General features: G+C 60.5%; 9 protein-coding genes. All 9 read right to left on the bottom strand.

Annotated elements, in window-relative coordinates; all coding sequences use genetic code 11:
* Positions 1–135: 135 nt before the first annotated feature.
* Entirely contained in the window at positions 136–1,275 is a 1,140-nt protein-coding gene (locus ACF3ND_RS08640; protein ID WP_394065667.1) for a hypothetical protein, read from the bottom strand.
* Positions 1,276–1,469: 194 nt separating this feature from the next.
* Complete coding sequence (locus tag ACF3ND_RS08635) at positions 1,470–2,651, bottom strand: hypothetical protein (protein ID WP_394065666.1); 1,182 nt, start codon at positions 2,649–2,651, stop codon at positions 1,470–1,472.
* A gap of 105 nt (positions 2,652–2,756) precedes the next feature.
* Positions 2,757–3,899, bottom strand: coding sequence for a hypothetical protein (locus tag ACF3ND_RS08630; RefSeq protein WP_394065665.1), 1,143 nt, complete (start codon positions 3,897–3,899; stop codon positions 2,757–2,759).
* Between the two features lie 283 nt (positions 3,900–4,182).
* Positions 4,183–5,163, bottom strand: a complete 981-nt coding sequence (locus ACF3ND_RS08625) for a hypothetical protein (protein WP_394065664.1) — start codon at positions 5,161–5,163, stop codon at positions 4,183–4,185.
* 187 nt (positions 5,164–5,350) lie between these two features.
* On the bottom strand, positions 5,351–6,400 hold the full coding sequence (locus ACF3ND_RS08620; protein ID WP_394065663.1) for a hypothetical protein: 1,050 nt from the start codon (positions 6,398–6,400) through the stop codon (positions 5,351–5,353).
* A gap of 138 nt (positions 6,401–6,538) precedes the next feature.
* Positions 6,539–7,780, bottom strand: coding sequence for a hypothetical protein (locus ACF3ND_RS08615; protein WP_394065662.1), 1,242 nt, complete (start codon positions 7,778–7,780; stop codon positions 6,539–6,541).
* 190 nt (positions 7,781–7,970) lie between these two features.
* On the bottom strand, positions 7,971–9,278 hold the full coding sequence (locus ACF3ND_RS08610; protein ID WP_394065661.1) for a hypothetical protein: 1,308 nt from the start codon (positions 9,276–9,278) through the stop codon (positions 7,971–7,973).
* A gap of 261 nt (positions 9,279–9,539) precedes the next feature.
* Positions 9,540–10,514, bottom strand: coding sequence for a hypothetical protein (locus ACF3ND_RS08605; protein ID WP_394065660.1), 975 nt, complete (start codon positions 10,512–10,514; stop codon positions 9,540–9,542).
* Between the two features lie 388 nt (positions 10,515–10,902).
* Positions 10,903–12,459: a hypothetical protein gene (locus ACF3ND_RS08600; RefSeq protein WP_394065659.1), complete on the bottom strand. Its 1,557-nt coding sequence runs from the start codon at positions 12,457–12,459 to the stop codon at positions 10,903–10,905.
* Positions 12,460–12,531: the final 72 nt, after the last annotated feature.

The raw sequence follows: 12,531 nt of genomic DNA, 5'->3' as shown, positions 1-12,531 counted from the left end.
CTTCCTAGAAAAAATCAGCCTCCCACAAGACTTCAGTAACTGACGGGCTCTCGGCGTTCCTCCGGCAGCGACCCTGGCGCACCCTGACTCCGCTGACCTGCTTCGCGGCCGGCGGGCCCGCGCCGGGCGCGGCTGTCAAGCCTTTGACTCTCCCGGTTGACCGCTTGCCACCGCATTAATGATATTCATGCCTCTATGCGTCAGCTGCCGCATCTCATCCGCCATCTTCCGGGGCATCCATCCGTACGGCCTATGTTGATGCCAGAGATAGATCACATCGGAAATGACCCATTCGGCGTCAAGCTCATCCTGCGCCGCCTCCGCCCGATCCATTCCTTTTCGCAATTGCTCCAGTTTAGGTCGTGACCGCACATACATTTCCTGCCCCAAAGCCGCCTTCAGACGATCCAGCATGACGAGGGCCTGGTGCTTGCGTGAATCATCATCGAGCTGGGACAAGGCGCTGTGGGCAGCCGCCAGTCTTTCAAATCGCAACTCCATCAGCCAGACTTGCAAGTCGTACTTCCATAAATAGCGGAAATAGTCGTCCAGCATGGACATGGCCGGCAGACGGCCGGCAACCCCGCTGAAGTCCAGCATGGCCAGGCCTGTATGCCACTTGACCAACTGATCTCTCAACGCCTGGCCATCCACAGCGCCGGCGGACAGCAGCCTGACAAGCTCGGAAAGCGACTCCGTCACGGCTGCGTCGGCCAATCGCACCCTCAGGGCATTCTCCATCTGCTCCAACACAGCGGCGGCATGCTGCTGCAACTTGGGCTCAACCCGTGCCAGCACCTCGTCGCATGCGCCGGGACAACCCAATACCCCATCACGCAAGGCGGCGAGATCGGCGGACGTCATTCCGGCCAGATAGACTAGCAGGGACTGTTGCCCTCCCGGCATGGAGAATAAATCTCCCTGCGACAGCCTGCCGATCTGCCCGAGCTCCCCGGCAATTCTGTCCAAGACGCCGGCTTCAGTGAACCGGGCCGTCAAGCTGCCCAGCAAATTGCCGATGCGGCGGCTGTTTATGTTGATCTCGTTTTGATAGGCGCGGGCCATGCGCGCCTCCTCGGGCGCGCTGAAGCGGAATGTCAACTTGTCCAGAAAGTCGCGCGCATGCTGAACCAATCCTATGCGGTCCGCACGTACCGTGCCGCCGTCCTTGGCGCCGAACCGCAGGTTGCCCACGGTCCCCAGCGGACCCGGCGCCACTTGGTTCTGCCACGCTTGAATCAAGCCTCGCGTCGGCGTGGTGCGTTCAACGTTCATGGTGATTTGCCCCCATAAAATCAGGTCCCTGTACTGAAGAAACAGCACGCGGCACGCGCTGCAATGGCATCCGCGCTCCCGGAACGGCGCAGCCGCCTTCGCCGCAAACCTGATTGAGTAACCGAAGCATGCCAAGCGTTCCTTCGACCTCAGGCCCTGCGCATCACGGACTCGACTTCATGATGACGCCAGTGTCACGGCCTCCAACCGGCAGGCCTGCGGATTGGAGCGGGCGCCCGAGGCGGAACGTAATTTGAAGGCAAGGCGCACCATGCCATGAAGACACTCTTGGTGCGGAGCCTCTGCATCTCGTTGCGCGTGTTTTCCGGTATCCAGCGATAGCGATGCTCGCTGCCCCGCCGCAGGCGCTCCAGCTCGTAAGTAAACTTGAACGCGGCGCGCTGGTCTTGCGCCGCCTCTATCCGCCTCATTTTCTCTTGCAACTGCTGCAGGTCAGGTCTGATCCGTAGTTCTATTTCGCACTCCAGGGCCGCGATGAGAGAATCCAGCGCGCTGAGAGCCTGCTGCTTTTGCAGAGAATCCCGGCGCAAGGACAAGCTTTTACGGGCGACATGCAGCCTGTCGCAGCACAGCGCCGGCACCAGGGCCGCCGATTCGGTGCAGATCAAGGAACCGAAATAGGCATTCAACACGGAGACCGCCGCTGCATGAGCGTTCGTTCCGCTGCTGACGAAGTTCTTCTGTAGAGCCAGCAATTGAATGGCCAGCTCGTCTTCGTCCAAGGACGAACTGAGCGGCATCCGCGAAATCCGCGACAAAGGCTCCCGTGCGACCTTGCATGCCAGCTTCCGATCCGCGGCCTTCCCGATCAGATGCAACACGTTATCTGCACACCGCCTGACATTCCCGGATTCCCTCAGCAGCGCGTCTGATAACGCCTTCCGCGATTCAGCATTGCCCAGTACGCCGTCACGCAGGGCGGCGAGATCCTGATAGTTCATCGCATCCAGATGAACCTCCAGGAATAGCGGCCACCTCGTCAGCATGCTTGATTGGCCCAGCGATAGTTCATTGAGTTGCCGCAACTCTCGGACGACTCTTGCCTGGGCCTTGGCATCGCACGCCGGCGCTGTCAGGCTGCCCAGCACATTGCCGATGCAGCGGCTGTGCTTGCGGACCTTCTTTGCATATTCGCGCACTCCCCGCTCGTACGCGGTCGGAAAGCTGAGGTGAAACTTCAGCTCGCTCAGAAAACCACATATGTACGCAAGTACGGCGGCGGGCCGGCTGGCGCGAGGCGTACCGCCCTGCGTGGCGGTGAACCGCAGATTGCCCCAGTCTCCCAGGGGGCATGGAAATAGATACCTCGACTGCAAGTTCATGATATTTGGCCGGCCATGTTCTTGAACAAGCATGAGGACTCTCCTTGCGGCAACGAGGCTCGGATACCGAAACCTATAAAGCATGAAAGAACTGAAATATTGGCACAACAATGAGTGCTGACTGCAGAGCAAATAAATTCAACCTGTCGGGGCTGGCGTCAGGGCCGTATCGGCAACAGCTTCCAGGTTCAATCCCAATCGGTGCAAGCTTGAGGCGCGCCGCAGGTTCTCCAGCGTGTCCACATCCAGTCTGCGTAAGGACGCTTCACTCAACGGGCCTGCGGGGTTGCATTCAGGGTCCCGGAACACGTCCAGGCTGTTGCGCACCAGGTTGCTTACGCTTTCCGCCAGTTCTTTGGACAGCGCCCCACAGGCCTGTTCGGTACGCCTCACCAGGACGTCCAAGGCGCGCAAAGCCTGGGATGCGTGAAACGGCTCGCCCGCGTTCACCGCCGTCAGCAGGGCAAGTTCCACCTGCGTCAATGAAGGCTCAAACAACTTGTCGACCTCGCGCTCCAACAACTGGTGGAGGCGACTCAGCACGTCGAGAGCTCTTTTTCGCTCGGAGTGGTTGGAGATGGAAGTCAAGGCCTCCTTGACGTCATCCAGCCTTCGGGACCTCATTATGATCAGCAGCGCCTCCAGCTTCCTGGCATCCTCTGGCAGGGTGGGCGGCAACCTGGAAATCTGCGCCAGACGCTCCGGCAGGACATTCCGGATCAGTCCCTGCCGCAACACCGCCGCCATTTCGTCCAGCAGCCTGGCCGCTTGAGCGCGCAAACCCGCGTCCACCCGGCACAATATGGACTTGCGGGCATCCGCATTGCCCAAGGCCCCGGAGAAAAATGCAAAAAAACGTACATCGTCCAGCTCCCTCAGGCAAGCGGCCAGGGATTCCCGCATGCCCGGCACGCCGGCCAGATCGCCTCGAGACAATTCGCTGAGCCGCGCCAACTCTGCGGCAGCCCTGGCCCGGGCCCGGAGCTCGCTTGCCGGCATCGCCAGATCGCTTAAAAATGCATGAACTTGGCGGCTGCTGAGGCGCTCCTGGCCCAGGACCTTGTCCTGCGCCCTTGGTTTGGCAGACGCGCGGTGGGCAGAGAATGTCAGGGTCGCCAACGCACAGCCCAGGCGTGAGAATCCATGGACGCGACCGCCTTGCACCATGGCGTCCTCCTCCACCCGGAACCGCGGCGTGTCGCGTGTTTGCGCCGATCCCGGATCCCGGACACTTCGCGACGTACCCTGGTCGCCAGGCTGATCGCAAGATTGAATTCTCATCACAGTTTCCCTAGTAAATCAGGCTTCTTGTCGGGCCCGGGCCCGCGGCGCCCTCGCCCGTCGCACCGGCCTCGTCTGCGCTCCTGCTCAGCGGCTGGCTGCCGTGTCGATTTCGAGACCAGCAAACATCGGGCGTGACATGGGCTCCATCCACAGGCCTCGTCACAGTTCGCGTGGACAGTCGCCGGCCGGAGGGCGGATCCGGTGCCGGATGTGCGCCTTCCGCAGCGATGGGACTACAATCAGCCTGCGGGGATGCGGGCTGATCCAGGGCTGGCAAAGATCAGAACTGCGTCCCGCCGCCCTCTTCCAGGAGCTCGACCTCGGCATAGGCCACGGACCACAGCGACGCGCAGAGCCGGTGCAATATGGCTTGGACCTGTTGCGCTTCCGACTCGTTGCTGATCCTGGACGAGAGTACCTGCTGAACCTTATCCAGCGCTCCAAGCATCATCCGCTTACGCAGCCCCGCCAGCGTGGCCGGGGCCAACGATACGAGACAGATATCCATGCCATTGCCGCCCCCCAGTCCCGAGCTCGTCCGTTTGGCATCGAGCTCATTCACGCATCTGGCCAACTTGAGCAATGAAGCCTTCAACTTGTTTCCGTCTACGCGAGCACTGGAGAGCAAATGGTCGATCTCATCCAGAGACCTCTTCGCGGACTCTCTCAGGCAGCGCTGATTCAAAGTCCGTATGATTCGGTTTAGCAATTGGGCGGCCTGTTCATTTGAATCAGCAGGCTCGATCATGCTCAGCATTGCTTGGCAGGCATCTTCATCGTCCAACACACCTAGGTGCAACGCATCGAAATCCAAGATCTTCAGTTCATCCACGTACGTGATCAGGCAATAATCCAGGCCCTTCAGTTCGTCCAGATCGCCATTCGACAGCTTGACCAGTTGCTCCAATGCCTTGGCGGTTCTGGCCAGCCCTTTCCCATCGCCCGCCGGAGCCGTCAGCCGGCCCAGCAGATTGCCGATCAGAAGGCTGTTGTTGCGCACTTCATACCGGTCCTCGCGTTGAGCCCGCAGATCGGGCGGCGCGCAAATGACACAATCTTTCAGATCGGACAAGCGCTTGACCAGCGAGCGCCCCGCGCCAGACAGGGCCACGTGGACGTAACCGGCACGCGCCGTGCCGCCTTCCTCAGCGGTGAACTGCAGATTACCAATGGTTCCCAGAGGGCAGGCTTCCAAATCCTTGCGCTCCAACTTAAACCGCCCGACGGTCAAGACGCCGGAAACAAGAGCTTGAGTAAGCAATTCAACCCTCCTCGAGAAAAACACAGGCCCATACATCTACGCATGGAGGAAAATAGTGATACTTCACGACGCGAGCGCACCCTGAAGCTAGACATGCAAGCGACCATACCTAGCGCTTGGGTAACTGACGACTACCAGACGTTCCTTTGTCGGCCAGCTCGGCTCCCATCGGAGCAGGGGCGCCGGCCTACACCTCAAGCCCTGAGTGGATCACGCGCCACAGCGCCGCGCGAAGCTGATCCAGCGTCAACCGCATCTGCCGCGCTGCCGAGGAATTGCTGGTCTTGGACAGGATCACCTGCTGGGCCTCTTCCAGCCGCCCCGACCGCAACTGAGTCCGAAGCCGCTGCAACGACGTGGCAGGCAAAGACCGGAGGCAGCCGTCCAATGCACCGCCGGCGCTCGGCCTCGAACTTGCCTGCCTCTCGGCCCCGAGCTTGTTCATGCTTCTCGCCAGCCTGAGCACCGCCTTTTTCAGCTCACCCCTGTCCACGTCGGGGACCTGAAGCTGATCGGCGATGACACCCAGAGACTCCCGCGCAATCTCTCTGGCCCGTCGACGATTCAGGGCCGTCGAGACGCAATTAATCAATTCGCACGCCTGCTCATACCCATCAGCAGGTTTGATCTTGTTCACCACCGCCATGCACGCGTCTTTATTGCCCAATACCCCTTGGCGCAATGCCTCGAGGTCCGAGTCCTTCAACTCATCCACATAAATAGCCACGCAATAGTCCAGCCCCTTCAACGCGATCGACTTGCCGTCCGGCTGCCTGACGAGCTGTTTCAATGCCTCAGCGGTCCTGACCCGCCCTTCGAAGTCACCCGCCGGCGCCGTCAGACGGCCCAACAGATTGCCGATGAAAAGGCTGTTATTGCGTACCTGGTACCGATACTCGCGCAGCGCCCGCTTTTCAGCCGGCGTCGACATGAAGTAGTCTTTCAAGTCGGACAAGCGGTGGACCAAGGCCCGTCCTATGCCCGACAAGCTCGCGCGAATGCAACTGATACGCCCCGTGCCGCCCTGCTTTGCAGTGAACCGCAGATTGCCAATGACCCCGAGGGGACTGATTTCCAGATCGTTACGCTCCAGCTCGGGTTGGGATGCCGACGGGTGGGCGGGAGTATATGCTTGGGTACGCACGCGGCTCTTTCTCAAAAAAAAAATCAGGCCCTTATACCGCAGCCTGAGGAAACGTCCGAACGATTCACGTCGCGAATGCCTGAGCAGCACCATAGAGACGTGCCTCGGCTGAAACTCAACGTTTGAGTAACCGATAAACGCCAGACGTTCCCTTATCCGCAAATTCAACGCCGCAAATGGAGCTCAAGCGCGCCCGCATCCCGTTTCACGGACAATTTGCGGTGCTCACGCTCAACCCGGCCTCCAACCGGCGTCGACAAGCTCTTCCAGTTCCAATCCCAGCGAACGCAGACACCATGCGTTGCGCAAGTTAGCCTCCGTGGCGCCATCCAGCCTGCTCAGGGAAGCCGCATTCAAAGGGCCGTCGGGATTGAACGCGGGATCCCGGTACAGGATCAAGTTGTCGTTGACCAGCCCGCGCACAGTCGCGGCCACCTTTTCGGGCAGCCATCCATAGGCCTGCCGGATCTCGGCCACCAGGGCGTCCAGATCACGCAAGGCCTGGGATCCGGCAAGCTGATTTGCCGCATGCCTGGCCTGGACCAAGGCGAGCCCGAGTTTTCCAAGAGGAAGCTGAACCCGTTTGTCGATTTCGTTCCCCAAGTGCGTACGAATACACTCCAGCATGCGGAAAGCGCGCTGCCTGTCCTCACCATTGTCGAGCCGCCACAGAGCCTGCTGAGCGGCGTCCAATATTCCGCCTTGAAATACGGACGAACGCTCCTCCAGTTGATCCTGGGACAAGGAGCGGAAATAGAGGCCCAGCAAGGGTACGTTCGGCGGTTCCTCGGCATCCGGCACGGCCAGGTCCATGGATAAAGCGATCAAACGGCTCGCCAACTCCCGCTCATTCACAGACAGGACGCACATCAGATCGCAAATTTGCGACAAGGGCGCATGGATGAGCTCCTGGGCCCAGCGTTGATTCACGGCTTCCGCAACCTGGGCGAGTACGGCGATCGCCTGGCTTCGCAGGGCGGAAGGAATCTGGTTCAGCACCATGCCGCGAGCTGGCGCATTGCCCAGCACCCCGCCCCGCAAGGCATCGAGGTCAGGACGCTTCAACTCCCCCGCGTAGGTGAAGAGCGCCTCCAGCCCTCCGGGCAGATTATCCAGATTTCCTTGCGCCCATTTTCCTAGACGCTTGAGTTCCCGAGTGATTCCGATCAGTCCTTTGGCATCGTTCGCCGGCGCCGTCAGCCTTCCCAGCATGTCGCCGACCCGCCCGCTGGCGGCATGTACATTCTTCAGGAAGTCGCGCTGTTGCCGCTCCTCCGGCGTCGAGCGGCCGAGGCGAAGCCTCAGATTACGCCATGTACCGCTTGCATACGCGGCGCCGGCACGGCCGGCGCGCGCCGTGCCGCCCTGCTCTGGACTGAACTGAAGATTGCCCACGCGTCCCAGAGGACCAGACGCCAAGTCCTGCCGCTGTATGTTCTGCGCGCCTACCTGACCGAGGGATTGGATAGTCATGATGATCTTCCTTGCAAGAAATCACCTCCCGCGAGGCTTGGGTAACCCGCGAACAGCGTCCGTTCCTTGTCGGGAAAGTCCGGCCGCCACCGACTCGTTCATGAAAAACGCCAAAGCCCGGCGCGATGAGAAGTCGGCCAGGCCCCCACGCACCAGCACCGCCTGATGCCAGTGCCCTATCCAATTGCCTTTATTCCGGCTGCGCCCGCGCTTGAACCTCGCTTCTCAAGGATGCATGCAGACGATCCAGCATGACGCGAGCTTGCGGCTGCTCCAGGAGAAATTCCTGGAGGGATTGCGGCTTAACCGGAATCTGTTCATTCTGCGGCGGGGAGTGTTCGACCAGATTCGTCTTCTTTGAATCCAATACGCGCAGCAACCCCTGTGCCTGGTCGATGGGCAAGGACTGGAGATAGACATCCAGCAGGGACGGGGCAGGCGGACGGCTCCCGCCTCCGTTGAAATCCAGCATGACCAGGCTCGTATGCAGCTTGATCAGTTCCGTCTGCAGCTCCTGTCCATTCACCGAGGAAGAAGACATTATTTCTTCAATCTTGTTCAACGGCTTCTGCACCACTTCGTTGGCCAGACGCTGATTCACAGCAGCCGCGATCTGGCTCAGCACGCGCTGCGCCTGAAGTCGGAGTTCGGGCTCCACTTGATCCAACACCTCTTCCCGGGCGCTCCAGTGACTCAGTATCCCGTGCCGCAGGGTATTTAGGTCGGAATAGTCCATGGCGTCAAGATGGGTGGTCAAAAGTTCGCGCTGCGCCGGCAGTCTAACCAAGTCTCCCTGCGTAAGCCTGCTCAATTGCGTCAGTCCTTGAACAATTCGAGCCAGGTCTTCGGCACCGAGCGCCGGCACTGGCGACAGCCAGTCTTGAGCTCGCCCGGAGCGGGCCATGGCGTCCTCGATCCGCGACTTGGTCAGAGACTTGACCTCGATCGGCGGCCTGCGCAGCTTCGAATTCCTGTCAAGGCCTGGCTGCTCCTTGGCCTGGCCGCTCCGCTTTGCATTCTGCCCCTTCGCATCGCTCCTCAAGACCGGACGCTTCGACCATTGTTTCAACCCCGCCAAGCCTTCCTCCCGGCTCATCGATTTCCACTTCGCCCGAGAATGACGCAACAGGATCAGGAGCTCGGCTTCGGCCTGCTGTTCAGACTGCGTCAACTCCTTGGCGATTCTGGCCATGGCCTGGCTGTCGTTCGCGCGGGCCATCAGGCTGCCCAGCAAGCCGCCAAGCGTGGGAGCGAATTCCGGAACATCAATCATGTTCTTGTGCCGGGGCCGTGCTGGCGTGGAGGAAGGGCAGAACCAGAATTTCAGATTGCGCAAAAGATTGCCCAGGCGCGACAACACGCCCGGGCTGCTCACACGTGCCGCGCCGCCCCGCTCTGCCTTGAACGTCCGCTCGCCGATACTTGCTCTCGGACCGGGCGGCGGGCCCTGCCGCCGCACATCCATGGTGTCTGTCTGACTGAATGATTGAATTTTCATATTGGGCTCTCTCGAAAAAGCCCGCGTATCGAAGCAAGGACCCGCAACCCGGACGACCCGTGCCGTCAGTGCAAGCACATCGCCGCGCCGGCGCAATCGCTCGCATGCGGAAGTCTGGGAAAGTGTTCGATACCGGACGCTATGTTTTCTGTATGCTCAGGGCATCACCGGCTCGACCATGCCCCCCCGAACGGGGGACTCAAGTCCACGTTCCGGGGGTGGCTTCAACGCCGGGGGACACCACAACTAAAGAGCTTTCTTCTACCCTTTGACTAGCTGGGCGCGCTCGCTCTTGTACGCATGCATCCATCTCTCCAACGCCGCGCACAAGCGATCCAGAGCAGCAAGAGTCAACTGCCGTTCCGGGTTATCGCCGTACCAACCTGAAACCAATGCCCGGATGTCATCGAGACCGCCCTCTCCCGGCTTGCGTTGCAGTTTGCTCAGCAGCAGGTAGTGCAACTGACGCTTGGGCAAGGACTGCAGGCAGAAGTCCAGGTCACCGCGGCCATCCAGCTCCGTGCCGTCTTTCCCGGCGGCGTTGACCCGATCCAGACTCTTGCCGAAATTGATCAGCGACGTCATCTGCCCGGGCCGGTCCGAAACGGCGAGCCCATCGGCAAACTCTCCCAGCGTCTCCTGCGCCGCTCGCAGCCACATGTGCGCCGAAATCTCGCTCAACACCCGTTCCGCCAGGCGTCGCGCCTGTTCAGAAGGAATCTGATTCAACATTTCCTGGCGCGCGTCCTGATCGCCTAGCACCCCACCATGCAGAGCCTTGAGGTCTGCGGCTGTCAACTCTTCCAAATAGATGGCCACGCAATATTGCCAGCCGCGCAGCTTGCTCAAATCGCCCTTCGATAGTTCGCTCAACTGCTCCAGCGCCCGGGCTGTTGCGGCCCGACCCTCTTGAGCATGCGCCGGGGCGGTGAGCCTGCCCAGCAAATTGCCAATATAGTGGCTGCCTGCATGAGCTTGGCCGACGTACTTGCGCGACGCCCGAGCTTGCCCCGGGGCGCCGTTGAAGCAAGCTGTCAGATCGTTCAATAGATTGGCCAACGAGCGCCGCAGGTTCGACAACATCACGCCGGCGCGACTGGCGCGCGCCGTGCCGCCCTGCTCCGGCTGGAACGCCAGATTGCCAACTGTCCCCAGAGGGCAGAAGCCCAGGTCCTGGCGTTCCAGTTCAGGCTGTACATTCATCCCGGGGGGGAGGCTAAGAGCGACAATAGCCAAGGCAATCTTCCTCAAAAAAACAATTTACATATCACGAAAGCCGGATCAAGAGCGTTGGAAGCTTCCGTCGCATTGCATTCACGCGGCATGCGGACGCGATCGCCGGCGCCGGAATTTTTGAGTAACCAAAACGCGCAGGATGTTCCCTTGTCCGCACATTCGGCGGCTCATCGGCTCGCTCAGGCGAAAGCCCTCCGACGCATGAGGCAACGGACACACTCTGGAGATGGTTCAAATCCTCAGCGCCTGCTTGATTGGACATCCAGATCAAGCAACAGGCTTTCGTCGACGGAGCGGTTGATCCGGTCATGGGCCAGCCCGGCCGCGGCCGGGCGCCCCTTGAAGCCATTGCTGATCACGGCAATACACTCTGCAGCTTGCATCCGCCCTACGCGACGCCCATCACGGCCAGTACGCGCTGCATTTTGGCGCCACTCTCGTCCATGCGCTCGGCAAACTCCCGGGCTTGCGAGAGGCTCTCGGCATCAAGCGGCTGATGCTCCGCCCCCTCCATCACAAGGTTCAAGTGCGTATTGCTCTGCAAAAATAAGAACGCGGCCTGGCCCAGTCTCTTCAAGGCGGCCTTGTTCAGGGGATTGATCGGCAGCGGACTGGCGGGCGGGCCTTCTGCTTGATTCGGACTGTTCTGAAACAGCTTCGTGTCGACGTCGACTCGAATCCGCCATTTCCTGACGATCTCTTCAAGCAGCGGTTCGATGGTCTGTCTTTTCTGGTCAATCTTGACGCTGAGTTGCCGCGGCACTTTGATCGCGATGCGGCTTTTCTCCGCGGGCGCGGGCGCCGGCGCTTCCACCTGGCCGGGCTGGAACCATGCATTCAACTCGACGGCCGGGCTCCCGGAACTCTCCTTGGCCGGCGACAGAGCCGTTTCCATATCTTGCAGCCTCGATTGCCGTGGATCCTTGGCCATGTCGAGACTTTCCTCCGCAAGCGCCGGCTCTTGCTGCCGCTCAGGCTGGACCCGCGCATCCCGCTCGCTCTTCAACCTTGTGGTGATGCGGTCCAACATGATGAAGGCGGGATTCTTTGAAGCATCCTCGGTCAGCGGACGCTCCTTTTGCACCTCCTCCAGGTTCGAGATCGACTTTTTGGTCAGCAGCGCCTCCAACTGCTTCTTGGGCAGAAGCCGCAGATAACTGTCCAGCGGGTCGCCATCACTTTCCAACACCGTCAATTTCCGGCTGTCCTGGAACTGTTGCAGTCCTTTGGCCAGCCTGATCAGCGGCTCCTCCAATTTCTTGCGGTCCACCGGATTGGCGGACAGCAGATCGCTGATCAGCGTAAAGGGCTCCTGCACGACCTTTTTGGCAAATTGCCGGCTGAGGGCCTTCGCGATCTGATTCAACACCTGGGGAGCCCGGTCTTGCGCCCAGAACGAAATCTGAGCCACCTCGTTCAGCACCGAAGCGCGAGCGGCCGGACAGCCCAACACCCCATTGTGCAGCGAAATGAGGTCGGCATCGGACAGTTCGTTAAGGTAGAAACCCAGGGACTCGCGCCCGCCCGTCAGATTGGCCAGATTGCCCCTCGACATCTCGGCGAGCTCCGCCAGCTCTTGAGCGGTTCTCAAATCGGCACGGACGTCATCGGCCGGCGCGGTCAGGCAGCCCAGCAAATTGCCGATGCGGCGACTGCTGCTACGAGCCGCCATGAATTCAATGTGTTCCTCCTGGCCATCCGCCTGCTTGAAGGTAAAGCAGTACATCAGATCGTTCGATAGCTTGAGCAATGCGTGCCACGCGTCCGACAACATCACGCCGACCCGGCTGGCGCGCGGCGTACCGCCCTGCTCCGCCCTGAACTGCAGGTTGCCTACCGTCCCCAGAGGACAGGCTCCCAAATCCTTGCGCTCCACCACCACTTTCCGCTCCTGCGGGAGATAGGCCAGAACAGGATTATTGTCGGCTTGCTTAATGATGATCATGGTAGCCATCCTCGAAAAAATCAGGCCGAATGCAAACACTGGAACTCAGCAACGCCGGCTATTCACATCACA

The sequence above is a fragment of the Alcaligenes sp. WGS1538 genome (assembly GCF_043187505.1).
Taxonomy (GTDB): Bacteria; Pseudomonadota; Gammaproteobacteria; order Burkholderiales; family Burkholderiaceae_B; genus Alcaligenes.
The sequence above is the reverse complement of the archived record's forward strand: the minus strand, read 5'-3'. Positions and strand labels throughout refer to the sequence as shown.

Excerpts from the sequence above, each read along its gene's own strand:
- ACF3ND_RS08615 (WP_394065662.1), bottom strand. The coding sequence starts at position 7,780 with ATGACTATCCAATCCCTCGGTCAGGTAGGCGCGCAGAACATACAGCGG.
- ACF3ND_RS08600 (WP_394065659.1), bottom strand. The coding sequence starts at position 12,459 with ATGATCATCATTAAGCAAGCCGACAATAATCCTGTTCTGGCCTATCTC.
- ACF3ND_RS08630 (WP_394065665.1), bottom strand. The coding sequence starts at position 3,899 with ATGAGAATTCAATCTTGCGATCAGCCTGGCGACCAGGGTACGTCGCGA.
- ACF3ND_RS08610 (WP_394065661.1), bottom strand. The coding sequence starts at position 9,278 with ATGAAAATTCAATCATTCAGTCAGACAGACACCATGGATGTGCGGCGG.
- ACF3ND_RS08635 (WP_394065666.1), bottom strand. The coding sequence starts at position 2,651 with ATGCTTGTTCAAGAACATGGCCGGCCAAATATCATGAACTTGCAGTCG.
- ACF3ND_RS08620 (WP_394065663.1), bottom strand. The coding sequence starts at position 6,400 with ATGGTGCTGCTCAGGCATTCGCGACGTGAATCGTTCGGACGTTTCCTC.
- ACF3ND_RS08640 (WP_394065667.1), bottom strand. The coding sequence starts at position 1,275 with ATGAACGTTGAACGCACCACGCCGACGCGAGGCTTGATTCAAGCGTGG.